Source organism: Halorubrum sp. (assembly GCF_046498025.1).
Classification (GTDB): domain Archaea; phylum Halobacteriota; class Halobacteria; order Halobacteriales; family Haloferacaceae; genus Halorubrum.
Genome location: NZ_JAWOBM010000027.1, coordinates 22,628 through 39,799, shown reverse-complemented (window position 1 = coordinate 39,799; position 17,172 = coordinate 22,628). Strand labels below are relative to the sequence as shown.

The window sequence follows — 17,172 nt, the reverse complement described above, 5'->3', positions numbered from 1 at the left end:
GCTCGGCCGATCGCTCCCGACGCGGGCGACCTACAGCCCGAGTTCGCGGCCGAGCACGACGTGTTGGATCTCGCTCGTCCCCTCGCCGATCTCCATCAGCTTCGCGTCGCGGTAGAACCGCTGGGGCGCGAAATCCGTGGTGTAGCCGTACCCGCCGAGCGTCTGGACCGCCTCCTCGGCGACCTCGCGGGCCGCCTCGCTGGCGTCGAGCTTCGCCAGCGCCGACTCCCGCGTGACCGGCTCGCCGGCGTCGTACCGCGCGGCGGCCTTGTGCGTGAGCAGCCGCGCGCGCTCGGTCTGTCGGTGCATATGGACCACCTTGTCGCGGATCGCGTCGAACTTCGCGATCGGCTTCCCGAACTGCTCGCGCTCGCCCGCGTACTCCTTGGCGGCCTCGTAGGCCCCCTGCGCGAGCCCGACCGAGAGCGCCGCGATGGAGATCCGGCCGCCGTCGAGCGTCTTCATCGTCTGCGTCCACCCGTCGCCCTCCGCGCCGAGCAGCCGGTCCTCAGGGAGACGAACGTCGTCCAACCGGATCTCGCAGGTCGGCGAGGAGTTGAGCCCCATCTTGTCCCAGACGGTCGTGATCTCGAACCCGTCGTCGTTCTCGGGGTCGACGATGAACGTCGAGATGCCGTCGTAGCCGGCGTCGGGGTCGGTGACGGCCTTCACCAGCACGCTGTTGGCGACGTTGGCGTTCGTGATGAACTGCTTCGTCCCGTTCAGCACGTACTCGCCGGCGTCGGCGTCGTGTTCGGCGGTCGTGTCCATGCCCGAGGCGTCGGAGCCGCTCCCGGGCTCGGTGAGCGCCCACGCGCCGATCTCGCCGCCCTCGGCGAGCGGGCGGAGCCACTCCTCCTTCTGTTCGGGCGTCCCGAACAGCTCGATCGGCTTCGCGCCGAGCGAGGTGTGGGCGGCGTACGACAGCCCGATCCCGCCGGAGACGCGGCCCAGCTCCTCGGTGACGAGGGCGTACATGAGCTGGTCGCCGCCGAGCCCGCCGTACTCCTCGCTCACCGGCACGCCCATCACGTCGAGGTCGTTCAGGTCGGCGAACACCTCGTCGGGGAAGCGGTGCTCGTCCTCGATCTCCTGAGCGATCGGACGGATCTCCTCCTCGCAGAACTCTCGGACGGTGTCGCGTATCATCCGGTGTTCCGCGGGTAGCTCGAAGTCCATGGGCAAGAATTGCGACGCGCCGGCATAAACGATGCGAACGTCCGTGACGGATTCGGCGCGCTCCGGCTTCCTCGCCGCCCGTATCGTCCTCCAGGCTCCCGGGCTATCGGCGGAGGACGCCATTTATGAGTCGTCACCGCGTTCGGTCCCGATATGGAGCTCCGCCGGCTCGTGCGCGGTCGCGTGGACTGGCCCGACATCGAGCGGGTCGTCCGGGAGCTGGCGGACCGGTACGACCGCGACGCGATGCGGGTGCGCTTCCTCGACGCCGACAACTGGCTGTCGACGCCCATGGTCGTCGACGACGACCTGTTCGTGAAGGTGATCACCCGGCAGAACACGCTCGTCCACACGCTGTTCACCACCGGCCGGAACCTCGGCGCCGTCTCCGCGGGCACCGAGGGCTTCTTCGAGCGCTACGAGACCCCCTACGAGATGGCCCGCCACGAGCTGGAGGCGACCCGGCGGGTGCGGGAGCTCGGCGTCAACGCCCCCGAGCCGGTCGAGGCGCTCGAGGTCGGGGACCTCGGCGTCGTCGTCTTGGAGTACCTGCCCGAGTTCCGGACGCTCGACGAACTCGACCGCGCCGCGGTCGCCGAGCTGGCGCCGGCGCTGTTCGACATCCTCCGGACCGTCCACGACGCCGGGCTCGCCCACGGCGACCTCCGGGCGGAGAACGTCCTCGTGCGGGACGGGGACCTGTACGTCATCGACGCGACCAGCGTGAGCGACGATGGCCGCGAGTCGGCGCGGTCGTACGACCTCGCGAGCGCGCTCGCCGCGCTGGAACCCCTGATCGGCGCGGCGGACACAGTCGACGCCGCCCTGTCGAGCTACGCGGCCGACGAGTTGCTCGCCGCCCGGCAGTTCCTCGACTTCGTCGCGATCCGGCCGGACCACGACTTCGAGGCCGCGGAGCTGAAAGGGGAGCTGGAGAAGCGCACCACCTAGGACGCGGTCTCACCCGGTCGGGTCGGGCGCGTCCGCGCGCTCGACGCTGACGATCCAGATCCCGGCAGCCATCAGCGCGCCGCCGACGAGGAAGCCCGGACCGAGCGCCTCCCCGAGCAGCCCCGCGCCGAGCGCCGCCCCGACGGCGGGCTGTGCGAAAAAGAACGCGGCGACGGTGCCCGCGGGGACGTACTCCAACCCCTTATACCAGAGGTACCAGGCGGCCGCCGTCGCCGCGAGTCCGAGGTACAGCACGGCGCTCACCGACTCGACGGTCAGCGGGAGCTCGGCCGGCGACCGGCCGAGGTACCACAGCTCGCCGACGGCGAGCGCGCCCAACATCGGGACGCTCGCCAGCGAGGAGTACGTCGCCGCGCGGAGCGCCCCGTACCGCCTGACGGCGCGGAGTCCCCAGACGGTGTAGGCCGCCCACGCCGCGCTGCCGACGAGCAGCAGCGTCACGCCGAGCAGGTTACCGCCGGCGACCGACGCGAGGTCGTACTGGCCGGCGAGAACGACAGCGGTGCCGACGCCGGCGACGGCCATCCCGGCGGCCTTCGTCGCGGTGACGCGCTCGCCGAGCACGAGCGCGCCGAGCGCGACGGTGAACACCGGCGTCAACACGGTCAGGAGCGACCCCTGACTGGCGTTCGTCAGCCCGGTACCGACGAACTGGGTCGCGACCGTCAGCGTCACCCAGCCGCCGAGCGCCACGAACGTCGGCCACTCCGCGCGCGTCGGTGCCGCGCCGCCGCGGCCGGCGACGACGAGCCAGAGCGCCGCCGCCCCGAGCGCGACCCGGAGAAATCCGAGCGTCACCGGCGGGATCAGCGCGAACCCCCACTTGCTGACGACGTACATCCCGCCCCACAGCGCCGCGGCTGCGAGCGGGGCGAGCGCGAAGACGTAGCGGTCAAGGCCGGTCGACATGACGTGGCGGAACGGCTTCACTGCGGTCGACACACCGGAGGTGAGTTCACGAGCGGTCTGGGACGCGAGTCGGAGTCGACACCGCGGGCCGAAGCTGACGGAAGCGTCAGCCGCCCAGGTACAGCTGCGAGACCTCCTCGTCGTTCAGCAGCTCCTCGGGCGTCCCCTCGAAGCGGACGGTCCCCTGGTCGAGGACGTAGCCGCGGTCGGAGATGCCGAGCCCCTTCGTCACGTTCTGCTCGACCATGAGGATCGCCGTGTCCATGTCGTTGACCTCCTGTACGTCCTCGAACACGTCGTCGGCGGTGTTCGGCGCGAGCCCCGCGGAGGGCTCGTCGATGAGAAGCACGTCGGGCTCCATCACCAGGGCCCGGGCGAACGCCAGCACCTGTCGCTGGCCGCCGGAGAGCGTCCGCGCCTTCGCGGTGCGCTTCCGGTCGATGATCGGGAACCGGTCGTACAGCGTCTGGATCACCTCTTCGAGGCCGCCGTCGCGGGCGACGCCGCCCATCCGGAGGTTCTCGTCGATGGTGAGCGAGCCGAACACGTTGTCGGTCTGCGGGACGTAGCCGATCCCCTCGCGAACGATCTCCTCGGGCGCCATCCCGCCGATGTCGCGCCCGTGGTACTCGACGGTCCCCGTCCACGGGGTCAACATCCCGAACGCCGTCTTGAGCACCGTCGACTTACCGGCCCCGTTCGGACCGACCAGACAGACGATCTCGCCAGGATCGAGCCGGATCGAGCAGTCGTCGAGCACCTGCACTTCGCCGTACCCGCTGTCGACCCCCGACAGCGAGAGCACGGGCTCGGTTCCGCCGTGACCCCCGTCCGCGGGGCCGGTGGTGTCGTCGCTCATGTGCCGCCTCCGAGGTACGCCTCGATGACGCGGTCGTCGCCGCGGACCCCATCCGGCGTCCCCTCGGTCAGGACGTGTCCCTGATCGAGGACGACGATCGGGTCCGCCAAGTCCATCACGAACTCCATGTCGTGCTCGATGAGCAGGAACGTCGTCCCCTGCTCGTTGAGCCGCCGGATCTGGTCTTTGAGCTTCTTCGCCAGCGTCGGGTTCACCCCCGCCACCGGCTCGTCGAGCAGTAGGACCTCCGGCTCGGCGAGCATCGCTCGCGCGAGCTCGACGAGCTTCATCTGGCCGCCGGAGATGTCGGTCGCCGGCTGCGTCGCGAGGTGGTCGATCTCGAACTCCTCCAGTATCCGCTCCGCCTCGGCCAGGTTCGCGGACTCGCTCTCGTCGACGGCCCCGGGAGAAGTGAACAGCGTGATAAAGGACTCGCCGGGCTGTTTCCGGGGCCCGACGAGCATCGCCTCGCGGACAGTCATCCCCTCCAGCTTCCGCGGGGTCTGGAACGTCCGGATGAGCCCGTGGTCGGCGACCTGGTACGGCTCCATGCCGGTCACGTCGGTCCCGTTCACTTCCACGGTGCCGCCGTCCGGCTCGTAGAAGCCGGAGATGAGGTTGAACAGCGTCGACTTCCCGGCGCCGTTCGGGCCGATGAGCCCCGTGATCGTGCCCCGCTCGACCGCGAAAGTCGCGTGGTCGGTCGCCGCGAGCCCGCCGAACGACTTCTGGAGGTCGTCGACGCGGAGGACGACGTCGTCTTTCGGGAGCGCGCCCTCACTCACCGTCACCACCCCCCTTCTGATCGCGGACGCCGCTGTCCGGCGTCTCGGGCGTTCCGCCCCCGTCGACGGCGCTCGGCCAGATCAGCTCCCGCTGCGGCGGGAGGACCCCCTGCGGCCGGTAGCGCATGACGGCGACGATCACGATCCCGATCAACAGCAGCCGCAGCGGTGCGGGGTCGATCGGGATCGCCACGTCGTTCAGGAAGCGGGTTCCCTCGCGGATCGTGACGATGACGATCCCGCCGAACAGCGCCCCGCGGTTGGAGCCGCTGCCGCCCAGGATCACCGCGACCCAGGCGTAGAACGTCGTGATCGGGTCGAGATCGCCCGGCCCGACGTAGAGGTTCAGGTGCGTGTAGAACACGCCGGCGAGCGCCATGATCAGGCTGCCGAGGATGAACGACTGCATCTTGTACGAGTAGGTGTTCTTCCCCAGCGCCCGCGCGAGGTCCTCGTCCGACCGGATCGTGCGCAGCACCCGGCCCCATGGGGACTGGTGTGCCCGCCGCAGGACGAAGAACGTCGCGCCGGCGAACGCGAGCACGAGCAGGACGTTCAGCAGCGACTGCCAGAACGACGTCCCGAGGATGATCGGCGAGCCGGGGATCACCACCAGCCGGAGTCCCGGCATCGCCTCCGGGAAGGTCGAGAGCACCGGCCACCCCTTGAAGAAGCTCGGAATCCCCCGCACGCCCGCGCTCCCGTTCGTCAGCCAGCGCTCGTTGAGCACGACCAGCCGGACGACCTCCGCCAGCCCCAGCGAGGCGATGGCGAGGTAGTCGGCCCGGAGCCGGAGCGTCGGGATGCCGATAAGCAGCGCTAGCACGAGCGCGACGACGAGCGCGACGACGAGCCCGACGAGCGGGTTGAACCCGCCCGCGATCGGCGAGCTCTCGGCGGTCATCAGCGCGGTGCCGTACGCCCCGATGCCGAAGAACGCGGCGACGCTGAAGTTGATCAGTCCCGTGAACCCCCACTGGGCGTTCAGCCCGAAGGACAACAGCGCGTACATCCCCGCCAGTCCGACGAGGAACAGGAAGTACGTCGGGCCGAGCGCCCCGGTGAGCATCGCGACGAGGAGGAACAGCACGAACGCGACGCTGACGCCGAGTACCCACGCCTCGGGGCGGCTCAGGTCCGTGAACGCGGCCTTCGGATCGGAGAGCAGGCTCATGTGGCCCCCTCCCCGGCGATCCCGTTGGGACGGATCAACAGCACGACGACCATGATCACGAACGCGATCGCGTTCGCGTACTCGATGGTTATCAGATTCTCGAGCAGGGTCGCAAGCCACCCCGGCCCGATCGGTAGCGCCTCGACCACGTTGGAGAAGAACGGCGTTAACTGGGTTATCATGCCGATGAGGAAGCCGCCCGCCATCGCGCCGTAGACGGACCCGATCCCGCCGAGGATCACCGCCGCGAAAATGACCAGCAGGAGGTTGAATCCCATCCGCGGCGAGAGCTGGTTGAACAGCCCGAGGAACACGCCGCCGGCGCCGGCGAGCCCGGCGCCGATGACCCACGTCCACAGCTTGACCCGTTTCGTTCGGATCCCGCTGACTCGCGCGAGGTCCGGGTTGTCGGCCATCGCGCGCATCTTCCGGCCGAGGTCGGTGTACTGCAACAGGACGTGCAGTCCGGCGACGAGGACGACCGCCGAGGCGACGATCGCCACGTCGTGGAGCGTCACTCGGACACCGTACGGGACGAGCGCCTCGATCGGGCGCAGCGACTGGATCCCGAACCGGGTGAAGTCGGAGCCGAACCGGATCTGGATCACCGCGCGGTAAATGAACGCGATCCCGATCGACGTGATCAACAGGCCGATCGAGTCGACGTCGAGCGGCTCGTAAATGAGCTTCTCGGTGCCGATCGCGACGACCGCCGCGACGGCGATCCCCACGATCAAGGCGAGGAAGAAGCCGTACGGCAGCCCCAACACTGCGCCGCCGAGCCCGCCGACGGCGCCGAACGTCACGAGCGCCGTGTACGCGCCGATGGTCATCGTGTCGCCGTGGGCGAAGTTCGCGAAGTCGGCGATGCTGTACACGAGCGACAGCCCGATGCTGCCGAGGACGATGATGCTACTGAAGACGAGCCCGTTCGCGAGGTATCCGAGGACGCTCATCTGTCGGGATCAGCCTTCGATGAAGTCGATGCCTTCGTAGTCGTGATCTTGGACCTCTTGTACCTGAAGGAACCCGATCGGGTCCCCGTTCTCGTCGAAGTCGATGGGACCGCTGACGCCCTGGTAGTCGACGTCGTCCGGGCCGCCGCCGTCCGCGAGGATCTCGCTGGCGGCCTCGAAGGAGGTCACCTCCTCGCCGTCGGGACCGGAGACGCGCCGTACGGTGTCTTGGAGCGCCTCGCCGGTGAACTCGTCTGCCGCCTGAATCGCGAGCGCGGCGTTGACGACACAGTCGTAGGCGTACGCCGCCCACGAGGTCGGCGTCCGGTCGTACTCCTCCTCGAAGGCGTCCGCGAACGACTGGTAGTTCTCCTCCTCGACCGGCGCGGACGGCACGACGATCTTCATGCCGTCCATGCTCCCCTCGGGGGTGTTCTCGAGGACGTCGTCGCCCGAGACGGAGTCCGCGCCGTAGAACTGCGCCTCGTACCCGGACGAGTACACCTCGTTGACCATCGTCGCGAACTCCGCCTGGTAGGTGATGAACAGCCACGCCTCCGCGTCGGAGCTGTCCATCTCCGAGATGACGCCGGAGTACGACGACTGGTCCCCGTCGTGTGAGTTCTCGTACGCGAGTTCGCCGTCCCACGCGTCGATGAACGCGTCCGCGAGGCTCTGGCCGTAGTCGTTGTTGACGTAGGTCAGCGCCACCTCGTCGTAGCCGTCGTCGGCGATGAGGTCCGCGAGCGCGTTCGCCTGGCTGAGCCCGGACGGCGACATCCGGAGCAGTCCCGGGAACTCCGTGAGCTCGAGCCCCGTGGAGTTCTGACTGAGCTGGACGACGTCGGTGCCCTCGACGACGCTCTCGTAGATGGCCAGCGAGACGCCCGAGCCGACCGCGCCGATGAGGAACGGGACGCCGTCCTGATTGACGAGCTTCTGGGCGGCGGCGATGCCGCCCTGGTTCTCGCTCTCCGAGTCCTCCACGGAGATCTCGAGCTCGCGACCGTCGATCCCGATCTCGTTGACGTGTTGTAGGGCGAGCTCGACGCCGCGCTGGTTGCGCTCGCCGAACGAGGACAGCGACCCCGTCTGTGAGTCGACCATCCCGATCTCGTAGACGTCGCTTCCGTCGTCCCCGTCATCGCCGTCGCTTCCGTCGTCCCCGTCATCGCCGTCGTCCCCGTCGTCGCCGTCGCTTCCGTCGTCCCCGTCGTCGGTCGTGCTGAGACAGCCGGACAGGGCGACGAGCCCCGTACCGCCGGTCAGTTTCAGCAGCGTTCGCCGGTCTGTCAGGTCCGGTACAGCGAGGGAATCCGTCTCGTCCGTGGTATCTCGTGGCATATGTGACCTGTAGTCGGAGTGGACGTAGGACTATCTCAAACCCTGCCCGTCCATGGTCGGTTTCGTCGTCTCTCCCTCCGCCGTCTGCGCAATATTTGCCTCTCAGAATTTAGTTCACCATCGGTTCAACAGCAATAATTGGTCGGGTGTCCTTATATCACGACACGGATCCGCAGTGTTCACATGCTACCGCCCATCGCGAGCAATTTCGTCGCGGGGGAGACCCCCGACGCCGCGCTCGCTCACGTCGGAGCGCTCAACGACCGCGGCGTCGCGGGCATCCTCAACCTCCTCGGCGAGCACTACGAGGAACGGCCCCCCGCCGACGCCGACGCCGACGCGTACGTCGACCTCGTCGAGGCGATCGCGGATCGCGACCTCGACGCCTGCGTCTCCGTGAAATCGAGCCAGATCGGCCTCGACGTCGGCGACGAGGCCTTCCGGGAGAACCTGGCCCGCATCGTCGAGGCGGCCAACGGCCCGGCGGCGACCGGCCCGGACGGGACCGGCACGTTCGTCTGGATCGACATGGAAGACCACGAGACCACGGACGTGACGCTCGACGCCTTCGAGCGGCACGCGGTCGAGACGGACGGCAACGTCGGCGTCTGCGTGCAGGCGAACCTGAAGCGGACCCGCGAGGACCTCGAACGGCTCGCCGACCTGCCGGGGAAGGTCCGACTCGTCAAGGGCGCGTACGACGAGCCCGCCGAGCTGTCGTACAAAAAGAAGGCCCGCGTCGACGAGTCGTACCGGGAGTGCCTCGCGTACATGTTCGAGGCGTTCGACGACGGCGTCGCGGTCGGGAGCCACGACCCCGCGATGATAGAGTACGCGGCGGAGCTGCACGCCGAACACGGAACCCCATACGAGGTCCAGATGCTGACCGGCGTCCGGGAGTCGGCGCAGTTCGAGCTCGCCGGCGAGGACGACGTGGCGGTCTACCAGTACATCCCGTACGGCTCCAAGTGGTTCTCCTACTTCTATCGCCGCATCCGGGAGCGCAAGTCAAACGCCCTGTTCGCGCTGCGGGCGATCGTCGGGAACTAATCTAAGACAGCGGTCACGGGTCCAGCAGCTTCGCCTCCGCCTTCCGCAGGTGTTCCAGCATCGTCGTCTTCGAGACGTCCAGGTCGTCGGCGAGCTCGCGCGTCGACGCCTCGCGGGGCCACTCGTAGTACCCCGCGTTGCGGGCGTGCTCGTACACCTCCCGCTGGGTCGTCGTCAGCGTGTCGAGCCGCTGCTCGCGGGGGGTCCGCCCGGCGTGTCCCGACGACGACATCGACTCCACGGTCACCTCGGCGCCGGAGTCCGCCTGAACCGCGTCGAGAGACTCCCGGATCCCGGTCCGCTCGCCGACGAAACACACCTGCCACTCCTCGCGACCGTCCTCGATCCGCACCGGCGCGCTGTGGACGAAGCCGTGTTGGAGCAGCGTCGGGCACACCATGTCCGCCGGGTCGTACTCCAAAAAGAACTCGCGGACGACGTTGCCCGGCGCGTCCCGCGCGCGTCCGAACCGCTCCTGCAGTTCGAGGAGGTTCCCCGCTCGGTCGGACTCGCGGATCACGTCGAGCAGCGCCTCGACCTCTTCGTTCGTGTCGGCGAACGCCGTGAACAGGCCGTTCACGGAGTTCGGCGCGTTCCGGTCGGTCCGCGGCGAGTTGTAGATCGCGTGGGCGAGGACGCCGCCGGCGGTCCGCCTCGTCGCCTCGATCGCCCAGCAGTTCGGATGCCACAGGTCGAGCGTGAGTCGCGTTCCCTCCCACCCCTCCAGCCCGGTCGCGTCGGTCGTTGCCATCGTAGTCGAGTCTATGACACCGCATCACAAAGACTCTGCCGACCATGGTCGGGAGGGATATTTGTACGGGCGGGCGGCAATCGCCGTCCATGTCGGAGCCGTACCAACACTACATCGACGGCGAGTGGGTCTCGGGCGCGGGCTCGGAGACCTTCGAGAGCGAGAACCCGGCGACCGGGGAGTCCCTCGGCGAGTTCCAACGCGGGACCCCTGCGGACGTCGAGCGGGCGGTCGACGCGGCGGACGAGGCGTTCGACGAGTGGCGCGAGCTCTCCCGGATCCAACGCGCGGAGTACCTCTGGGACGTGTACCACGAGCTGCGCGAGCGCACCGACGAGCTCGGACGAGTCGTCACCAAGGAGTGCGGGAAGGAGATCAGCGAGGGCAAAGCCGACGTGGTCGAGGCCGCTCACATGGTCGAGTGGGCCGCGGGCGACGCCCGTCACCCGGCGGGCGACATCGTCCCCTCGGAGATCCCGGCGAAGGACGCGTACATGCGCCGGAATCCCCGCGGCGTCACCGGCTGTATCACCCCGTGGAACTTCCCCGTCGCGATCCCCTACTGGCACATGGCCATCGCGCTGGTGGAGGGGAACACGGTCGTGTTCAAGCCGGCCGAGCAGACCCCGTGGTGCGCGCAGATCATCGCGGAGATGTTCGACGACGCCGGGATCCCGGACGGCGTGTTCAACATGGTACAGGGGTTCGGCGACGCCGGCAACGCGATCGTCGAGCACGAGGACGTCGAGACGGTCATCTTCACCGGCTCGGCCGAGGTCGGCCACCTGATCCAGGACAAGCTCGGCGGCGTCGCCGGCAAGCGCGTCGCCTGCGAGATGGGCGGCAAGAACGCGATCGTGGTCACCGAAGCGGCGGACCTCGATGTCGCCGTCCACTCGGCGGTGATGTCCTCGTTCAAGACGACCGGCCAGCGCTGCGTCTCCTCCGAGCGCCTGATCGTCCACACCGACGTGTACGACGAGTTCAAAGAGCGGTTCGTCGAGATCGCCGAGGACGTCGCCGTCGGCGACCCGCTTCAGGAGGACACGTTCATGGGGCCGCTCATCGAGGCGGAACACCACGAGAAGGTCGCGCAGTACAACGAGCTCGCCCGCAGCGAGGGCGTGAACGTCCTCGTCGACCGCACCGACCTCGACGCCGACGAGATCCCCGACGGTCACGAGGCCGGCCACTGGATCGGTCCGTTCGTCTACGAGGCCGATCCCGACGAGGACCTCCGGTGCACCCACGAGGAGGTGTTCGGGCCGCACGTCGCCCTCCTGGAGTACGACGGCGACATCGAGCGCGCGGTCGATATCCAGAACGACACCGACTACGGGCTCGCCGGCGCGATCGTCTCGGAGGACTACCGGCAGATCAACTACTACCGCGACCACGCCGAGCTCGGGCTCGCGTACGGGAACCTCCCGTGTATCGGCGCCGAGGTTCAGCTCCCCTTCGGCGGCGTGAAGAAGTCCGGTAACGGCTACCCCTCCGCCCGAGAGGCCATCGAGGCGGTCACCGACCGCACCGCGTGGACCCTGAACAACTCGAAGGAGATCGAGATGGCACAGGGGCTCTCGGCCGACATCAAGACGAAAGAGGACTGAGTCCTCGCCCCTCACCGGGGGTTTCCCACACGCCCGTCAGGTCACGTTCAGCGCCGCGGCGACCGCCTCGACCGGTCCGTCGGCCTCGGCGAGCGCGCCGCGAGCGACGAGCCGCTCCCGCGGTCGGCCGACCGGCTGCGGGACCGACTCCGTCCCCAGCAGGCCCGCCTCTCGAAGCTCTCGTTTTATCCGCGTGAACGTCGCCGAGCTCCCGAGCCCGGCGTCTTCGCAGGCGCGGCGCAGGTCGCGGTCGAAGGCGCCGCGGGACGCGCCGACGACGTAGGCGCGGCGCCGCGCGCCGGCCAGGTCAAGCGGAGCGCTCGGGCCGCCCCCGGAGCCGTCGGCGGCGACGTCGACGCTCGTGTCGGCGACGAGATCGGCGTCGAGCGCTCGGATCACGTCGTCCGCGACGGCGACGCCGCAGCGCCCTCGGACCCCCGCGTACACCCGGCGGCGGCTCGGCGTCCGCAGGCGGCGGGCGTCGGCCGCCTCGACCAGCGGGGCGTAGCGGTCTCGGAGCGTCGGATCGTCGCCGACGCGACACCACTCCGCCGTCGGTTCGACGCCGACGCGACACCACTCCGCCGTCGGTTCGACGCCGGAATCGGCGCGGCCGGCTCGGTTCCCGGTCGGGACGAGCACGCACCCCGTGGACCGCCCGACGAGGGCCGGGTTCGGCTGCGGCTCCCGCAGCGTCAGGAGATCGAAAACGCCCGTCTCGGTGAGCGCCGCGAGCCGGCTCGCTGGGTGGAAGCGATCCGCGACGGCGTCGACCGCGCGGTCGCTCGCGAGGACGGTGAGCGCGGGGAGGTCCGAAGCGCGTGGGTCCGTCGGCGGCGATGCCGGCGTCGACGAGTCCGCCGCCGTCGCGGCTCGAAGCCCCGACAGAGCGGGGTCGACCACCGCGGGCGCCGCCTCGCGGTACGCCTCGACGACGGCCGCGAGAAGCGACGGCGACGGGTCCACGAGCGTCGGGTCGTCGAGGGCGCCGATCGCTCCCGGGCCGTCGGCGAACGGCAGCGTCGGGTCGCGGGACACACTCCCGGTAGGAGGCGGGGGATTAAGAATGGCGACGGCGCGATGACGCCCGGCGACGTCGGTCGGCTCGCGAGGGAGGCGGAGCGTCCGTCTCCCAGAGGAGGCGGAGCGTCCGTCTCGCGGAGGGGGAGGGCTGTCAGGGGACGTCCACGTGGGTGACGTGGCCGCCGCAGCCGCACCGCTCGACGTACTCGGGGTCGAGGCCGTCGCGCTCCGCGCGGAGCGCGTCGTAGAGGAACTCCGTCGGGTGGCCGAGGTCGCCGTGGGTGACGAGGTTGACGTGGTTCCCCGACGCGGTGTGGTCGACGGCCGCGAGCGCACTGTTTTACTTCGGGGGCCGGAACCAAGTGGCATGCCGCCACTGGAACTGCCGCTGGGACTCGGCACGTCCGGCCTCGACGACGACGCCGAGTGCACCGCCACCGTGACCGCCGCGCTGGAGGCGGGCTACCGCCACGTCGACACCGCGCAGATGTACGCCAACGAGGCCGCGGTCGGGGAGGGGCTCGCCGCCGCGAACGTCGACCGCGACGACGTGGTCGTCGCCACGAAGGTCCACCCGGAGAACCTCGCGCCCGAGGACGTCCGCGAGACGGCCCGCGAGAGCCTCGACCGACTCGGGCTCGACCGCGTCGACCTGCTGTACGTCCACTGGCCGACCCGCGCGTACGACGCCGAGGCGACCCTGCCGATATTCGACGAGCTGCGCGACGCGGGGCTCACCGACCACGTCGGCGTCTCGAACTTCACCCCGGAGCTGCTCCGGGAGGCCCGCGAGACGCTCGACGCGCCCGTCGCCGCCCACCAGGTGGAGTGTCACCCGCGGTTCCCGCAGCCCGAGCTCCGCGACCTCGCCGCGGAGTTCGACCACCGGCTCGTCGGCTACTCGCCGCTGGCCCGCGGGGACCTGTTCGACGACGACGAGTTCCTCGCGATCGCGGAGCGGGCCGGTCGCTCGCCGGCCGTCCTCGCGCTCGCGTGGGCGCTCGCCCGCGACGTCACGCCGATCCCGAAGGCGACAGGCGACCACGTCGTCGAGAACCTCCGCGCCGTCGACGCCGAGATCGATCCGTCGATCCTCGAGTCGGTCGACGCGCTGCGGCCCGGCGACCGGCGGATCGACCCCGACGACGCGGCGTGGAACCGCTGACGGGCGGTCGATCGTCTCGCGTCGACGCTCTCGGACCGTTTCCGACCGGCCTCCTCACACCGCCTCCGATCGGCCACCTCACACCGCCTCCAGTCGCACCCGCAGCTCCGCCTCCGCGCGGTCGACGAGGTCGGCCATCGGCTCGTCGAGGTAGGTCGTCCACTGGTCGATGAACCCCGACCGGCCGAGCATTCGGACGACCTCGTAAATCGGGCGTCGGGCCGCGAACCCCTCGGGCAGTCCACCGGCGCGCTCGCGGTATCCGTCGCGGAGCGCCGTCGCGTATCGCTCGGGCCCTCGCTCGTCGAACCCGTTGAGGAGCTGGTCCTCCGCCCTGACGAGGTCGCGGGCGGGGTCGCCGACGTGGGAGAGCTCCCAGTCGATCGGGGCGATCCCGTCGCTCCCTCCCGCCCTGCCGTCGCGCCCCGCTCCGGCGTGCCCTTCCGTCCCGGCGTCGCGTCCCACCCACGAGTCGACGACGAACAGGTTCGGCATCGCGACGTCGCCGTGGAGGAGCGCGGCGGGGGCGTCGCGGAGGCGGTCGCGGTTCGCCTCCACGCAGTCGACGACGGCGTCGTAGTGGTGAGCGAGCCGCTCCGACGTGCCGATCTCGCGGGTGCGCTCGATCGTTTGTACGAGCACGTCGGGCCACGGAGCGCGGTCGAGGGCGAGCCCGCCCCGAGGGTCGCTCCCGACGATCTCGCCGTGCGTCTCGAACCGCTCGGCGTGGAGGGTCGCGAGCGTCGCGCCGACGCGCCGCAGGAGCGCCTCGCGTTCGGCGTCCCGCTCCCCCCGCGTCCCGTCGCCGAGGTCCGTCCACACGTCGAGGAGCTCGCGGCCGGGCGCGGGCCCCGTGAAGAGATAGGGGGGGTCCGAGTCCGGGTCGCCCGCGAGCACCTCCGGGACGGCGAGGGGTCGCTCGGCGGCCACGTACCGCAGCACCGCCAGCTCGCGGGCGATCCGAGTGCCGTCGCCGTCGACCGCCACCTTACAGAACGCCCGGCTCCCGTCCGCGAACACCACGCCGACGGTCTCGTTGGCGCCGTTCCACGAGGGACCGACGTCGGTCAGGCGCTCGACCGACCGCTCCGGAAACGCCGCGCCGAGGGCGGCCGCCACGGCCTCGTCCATACCGTCGTGTCGCGTTCGATCGGTCTAAAGTCTGCTGCCGTCGCCGGGGAGACCGCCGTCATCGCCGGGAAGAGAGCGGGCTACCGACGGCACTGTCGGGCGGATCCCGCGATCGACGAAACACCGACACTCTCATACTTGTCGTGGAGCTATCAGCTACAAGTGAGAGCCGACGTCTCGAACGAACGAGTCGGATTTACGGTCGACGGCGAGACCCTTCGCGTCCGCGACGCGCTCGAGGGCGAGGACCTCCGACTCGTGCTGGACCGCGAGCCCGATCCGCAGCCCGCGCTCCCGGAGCTGTTCCCGCTTCCGGTGGACGAGGCGATCAGCGTCGAGGCGGCGTCGCTCTCGGTCCCGCAGTACTCCTCGGTGGCCGTCCGGGCGGGCGACGGCGACTTCATCGCCAGGCTCGACGATCCCATGGACCTCCCGCGGGGGTCGTACTGCTTCGAGATCAACGGAGCGACCAAAGTGCTCGTCCGCGCCGACGACGTCGAGCCCTCGACGACCGGTGCGACCGATTCCGGACCGATCGCGATCGAGTTCGACCGACCGACAACACTCACGGTCGGCGCGCGGTCGCTCCACACTCGCCCGGAGGCGACGATCACGGTCCCCGACGACCCGGCCGCGCTGGCCGAGGCGGTCTCGGTGCTCGGCTCGTCGATCAAGGAGTTCTCCCCCGAACGCTCGTGGCCGACGCTCCGCGGGTATCCGCCGCGGATCGAGCGAGGCGACGAACTCGACGTCCCGAGCCCGTTGGTCCCCCCCGACACCGGCGTCGAGGTCGTCGTCCGCCCCGAGTACGCGGACGTCTACCGGCTCTCAACGCTCTCGTACTACCTCGGCGCGCGGATGGTGGTCGGCGACGCGCCCGCGATCCGGCTCGACACCGGCTACGTGGAGTCGCTGCCGACCGAGGGCGTCGCGCTCGAAGCGCGCGCCGAGGAGCTGCTCCGGACGTGGTTCTTCCTCGACACGCTCGCGCGCACCGAGGGATACGTCCCGTCCGACCGGTACGAGTACGAGCGGATCGGCGCGGAGCTTCCCTTCTACCCGCCGAAGCTCGCCGACCGGTCGATGAGCGAGCGACTGATGGAGTACCTCGAGGTCGACCCGGCGACGGTCGCGCCCTATACCCCCGACTGGCCGACCGAGGCGGTGCTCCGGCCGGGGCCCGCCGGCGCAGCGCTCCTCCCCCACCTCGCGCACGTGCTAGCGCCGGTGCGGGTGCGCGGCGCGGCGGAGCCGGCCGATCCCGAGGCGCCGGCGGCGCTCGCGACCTCGCCGTGGCTCGCGCCCGAGAACGTGGTCCCGCACCCGGACGACGACCCGCTGCCCGCCGGCACGTCGGTGTTGACGCCCGCGAGCTACGAGAACCCGCTCCGCCGGGAGACCACCGCGCGCGGCGCGGTCCGCGTCGTCGCGCTGGTCGAGTCGGCGGAGCGCGCGGATGCGGTCCGTGCCGCCTTCTCCGAACCGGCGGTGCCCGAAGGCGTCGGCGAGTGGGAAGTGATCGAACGCCCGGACGTCGAGGCCGTTTTTGCAGTGCTCTCGGACCCCGAAGTGGACGTCGCGTACTGCGGGCTTCCGGTCGGAGGCGGGGAAATCGCCGCGGCCGACGGCGCGGTGGCGATCGCCGACCTTGACGGCGCGCCGGCGCTGACGGTGTTCGAGTGGACCGACCACGTGACCGACGGCGTGCTCGCCGCCGAAAACGGCGGACTCGGGGCGATAGTCGCCGAGAAACCGCTGACGCCGACGCGAATTCGAAAGCTGACCGGACTCCTGGCCACCGGCATCCCGATCGCCCCGAGCGTTCGATTCTCGTCGAATCCGACCGTGGAGCGCGATCGGATCATCGGCGATCCCGCGGTTCAGATAGCGTCGAATCAGGGACGTTCGATAGTCGATCTGTCGATAGAAGCCGTGGGCGAAGACGGGCTCCGAACGGTCCGATCCACCGTGGTCACGATGTCTGGCCGACTCGGTACGGAGGCGTTCATGATCTACGATACATTCTCCGAGCAAACCGAACTCGCCGGATTACGAGAGAGAGAGACGAGATCGGTGCCAGCGACGGTGCTCTTCGATCTGCTTCGCGAGCCGGACGCGCTCCTCCGAGTCGACGGCGAGGTCATCCTCCCGTGCGAGGAACTCACGGAGAAGGGGCTTGAGGAACGCGCCCGCCGTGCTCTTCGGCAATCGAGCGAAGCCGGCAGACGCACCGAGCGGAGCCGTCAGCAATAGACGTGTCGTCG

The 17,172-nt window shown here is 69.9% G+C and carries 15 protein-coding genes and 1 pseudogene; 5 read left to right on the top strand and 11 right to left on the bottom strand.

Annotation, left to right across the window (positions count from 1 at the left end; all coding sequences use genetic code 11):
• Window positions 1–30 precede the first annotated feature (30 nt).
• On the bottom strand, window positions 31–1,179 hold the full coding sequence (locus tag R6U01_RS06280; protein WP_410285606.1) for an acyl-CoA dehydrogenase family protein: 1,149 nt from the start codon (window positions 1,177–1,179) through the stop codon (window positions 31–33).
• A 153-nt stretch (window positions 1,180–1,332) separates the two neighbouring features.
• On the opposite strand from R6U01_RS06280, the gene R6U01_RS06275 reads away from it, so the two are divergent.
• Window positions 1,333–2,130, top strand: coding sequence for an RIO1 family regulatory kinase/ATPase (locus R6U01_RS06275; protein WP_410285605.1), 798 nt, complete (start codon window positions 1,333–1,335; stop codon window positions 2,128–2,130).
• Between the two features lie 9 nt (window positions 2,131–2,139).
• On the opposite strand, the gene R6U01_RS06270 is transcribed toward R6U01_RS06275, so the two are convergent.
• The 6 genes from R6U01_RS06270 to R6U01_RS06245 form a co-directional block, all read right to left on the bottom strand.
• Window positions 2,140–3,060, bottom strand: a complete 921-nt coding sequence (locus R6U01_RS06270; protein ID WP_410285630.1) for a DMT family transporter — start codon at window positions 3,058–3,060, stop codon at window positions 2,140–2,142.
• Window positions 3,061–3,166: 106 nt separating this feature from the next.
• Window positions 3,167–3,919 carry an ABC transporter ATP-binding protein gene (locus R6U01_RS06265; RefSeq protein ID WP_410285604.1) on the bottom strand — a complete coding sequence of 251 codons (753 nt, stop codon included), beginning with the start codon at window positions 3,917–3,919 and terminating at the stop codon, window positions 3,167–3,169.
• The gene (locus R6U01_RS06260) at window positions 3,916–4,704 is read right to left on the bottom strand and encodes an ABC transporter ATP-binding protein (RefSeq protein ID WP_410285603.1); all 789 of its coding nucleotides are present in this window, start codon (window positions 4,702–4,704) and stop codon (window positions 3,916–3,918) included. Before R6U01_RS06260 ends, R6U01_RS06265 begins: the two co-directional genes overlap by 4 nt.
• Window positions 4,697–5,878, bottom strand: coding sequence for a branched-chain amino acid ABC transporter permease (locus R6U01_RS06255; protein WP_410285602.1), 1,182 nt, complete (start codon window positions 5,876–5,878; stop codon window positions 4,697–4,699). Before R6U01_RS06255 ends, R6U01_RS06260 begins: the two co-directional genes overlap by 8 nt.
• Complete coding sequence (locus tag R6U01_RS06250) at window positions 5,875–6,834, bottom strand: branched-chain amino acid ABC transporter permease (RefSeq protein ID WP_410285601.1); 960 nt, start codon at window positions 6,832–6,834, stop codon at window positions 5,875–5,877. Before R6U01_RS06250 ends, R6U01_RS06255 begins: the two co-directional genes overlap by 4 nt.
• A gap of 9 nt (window positions 6,835–6,843) precedes the next feature.
• On the bottom strand, window positions 6,844–8,178 hold the full coding sequence (locus R6U01_RS06245) for an ABC transporter substrate-binding protein (protein WP_410285600.1): 1,335 nt from the start codon (window positions 8,176–8,178) through the stop codon (window positions 6,844–6,846).
• A 183-nt stretch (window positions 8,179–8,361) separates the two neighbouring features.
• Here R6U01_RS06245 and R6U01_RS06240 point away from each other — a divergent pair, with 183 nt between their 5' ends.
• The gene (locus tag R6U01_RS06240; protein WP_410285599.1) at window positions 8,362–9,228 is read left to right on the top strand and encodes a proline dehydrogenase family protein; all 867 of its coding nucleotides are present in this window, start codon (window positions 8,362–8,364) and stop codon (window positions 9,226–9,228) included.
• Between the two features lie 13 nt (window positions 9,229–9,241).
• Here the strand turns inward: R6U01_RS06240 and R6U01_RS06235 are convergent, their stop codons facing one another.
• Window positions 9,242–9,979, bottom strand: a complete 738-nt coding sequence (locus tag R6U01_RS06235; RefSeq protein WP_410285598.1) for a helix-turn-helix domain-containing protein — start codon at window positions 9,977–9,979, stop codon at window positions 9,242–9,244.
• An 89-nt stretch (window positions 9,980–10,068) separates the two neighbouring features.
• Between R6U01_RS06235 and R6U01_RS06230 the strand changes: the two genes are divergently transcribed.
• On the top strand, window positions 10,069–11,589 hold the full coding sequence (locus tag R6U01_RS06230) for an aldehyde dehydrogenase family protein (RefSeq protein WP_410285597.1): 1,521 nt from the start codon (window positions 10,069–10,071) through the stop codon (window positions 11,587–11,589).
• 36 nt (window positions 11,590–11,625) lie between these two features.
• Here the strand turns inward: R6U01_RS06230 and R6U01_RS06225 are convergent, their stop codons facing one another.
• Both R6U01_RS06225 and R6U01_RS06220 read right to left on the bottom strand, forming a co-directional pair.
• A complete protein-coding gene (locus R6U01_RS06225; RefSeq protein ID WP_410285596.1) occupies window positions 11,626–12,627 on the bottom strand; it encodes a DUF5821 family protein in 1,002 nt (333 codons plus the stop codon).
• A gap of 136 nt (window positions 12,628–12,763) precedes the next feature.
• A pseudogene (locus R6U01_RS06220) lies at window positions 12,764–12,946 on the bottom strand (CGCGG family rSAM-modified RiPP protein); the annotation flags it as partial.
• A 33-nt stretch (window positions 12,947–12,979) separates the two neighbouring features.
• Here R6U01_RS06220 and R6U01_RS06215 point away from each other — a divergent pair.
• Window positions 12,980–13,777 carry an aldo/keto reductase gene (locus R6U01_RS06215; RefSeq protein ID WP_410285629.1) on the top strand — a complete coding sequence of 266 codons (798 nt, stop codon included), beginning with the start codon at window positions 12,980–12,982 and terminating at the stop codon, window positions 13,775–13,777.
• A gap of 78 nt (window positions 13,778–13,855) precedes the next feature.
• On the opposite strand, the gene R6U01_RS06210 is transcribed toward R6U01_RS06215, so the two are convergent.
• Entirely contained in the window at window positions 13,856–14,908 is a 1,053-nt protein-coding gene (locus R6U01_RS06210; protein ID WP_410285595.1) for a phosphotransferase family protein, read from the bottom strand.
• Between the two features lie 162 nt (window positions 14,909–15,070).
• Here R6U01_RS06210 and R6U01_RS06205 point away from each other — a divergent pair, with 162 nt between their 5' ends.
• Complete coding sequence (locus tag R6U01_RS06205; RefSeq protein ID WP_410285594.1) at window positions 15,071–17,161, top strand: hypothetical protein; 2,091 nt, start codon at window positions 15,071–15,073, stop codon at window positions 17,159–17,161.
• Window positions 17,162–17,172: the final 11 nt, after the last annotated feature.

Excerpts from the sequence above, each read along its gene's own strand:
- R6U01_RS06215 (WP_410285629.1), top strand. The coding sequence starts at position 12,980 with ATGCCGCCACTGGAACTGCCGCTGGGACTCGGCACGTCCGGCCTCGAC.
- R6U01_RS06250 (WP_410285601.1), bottom strand. The coding sequence starts at position 6,834 with ATGAGCGTCCTCGGATACCTCGCGAACGGGCTCGTCTTCAGTAGCATC.
- R6U01_RS06280 (WP_410285606.1), bottom strand. The coding sequence starts at position 1,179 with ATGGACTTCGAGCTACCCGCGGAACACCGGATGATACGCGACACCGTC.
- R6U01_RS06275 (WP_410285605.1), top strand. The coding sequence starts at position 1,333 with ATGGAGCTCCGCCGGCTCGTGCGCGGTCGCGTGGACTGGCCCGACATC.
- R6U01_RS06240 (WP_410285599.1), top strand. The coding sequence starts at position 8,362 with ATGCTACCGCCCATCGCGAGCAATTTCGTCGCGGGGGAGACCCCCGAC.
- R6U01_RS06255 (WP_410285602.1), bottom strand. The coding sequence starts at position 5,878 with ATGAGCCTGCTCTCCGATCCGAAGGCCGCGTTCACGGACCTGAGCCGC.
- R6U01_RS06245 (WP_410285600.1), bottom strand. The coding sequence starts at position 8,178 with ATGCCACGAGATACCACGGACGAGACGGATTCCCTCGCTGTACCGGAC.
- R6U01_RS06230 (WP_410285597.1), top strand. The coding sequence starts at position 10,069 with ATGTCGGAGCCGTACCAACACTACATCGACGGCGAGTGGGTCTCGGGC.
- R6U01_RS06265 (WP_410285604.1), bottom strand. The coding sequence starts at position 3,919 with ATGAGCGACGACACCACCGGCCCCGCGGACGGGGGTCACGGCGGAACC.
- R6U01_RS06210 (WP_410285595.1), bottom strand. The coding sequence starts at position 14,908 with ATGGACGAGGCCGTGGCGGCCGCCCTCGGCGCGGCGTTTCCGGAGCGG.
- R6U01_RS06235 (WP_410285598.1), bottom strand. The coding sequence starts at position 9,979 with ATGGCAACGACCGACGCGACCGGGCTGGAGGGGTGGGAGGGAACGCGA.
- R6U01_RS06270 (WP_410285630.1), bottom strand. The coding sequence starts at position 3,060 with ATGTCGACCGGCCTTGACCGCTACGTCTTCGCGCTCGCCCCGCTCGCA.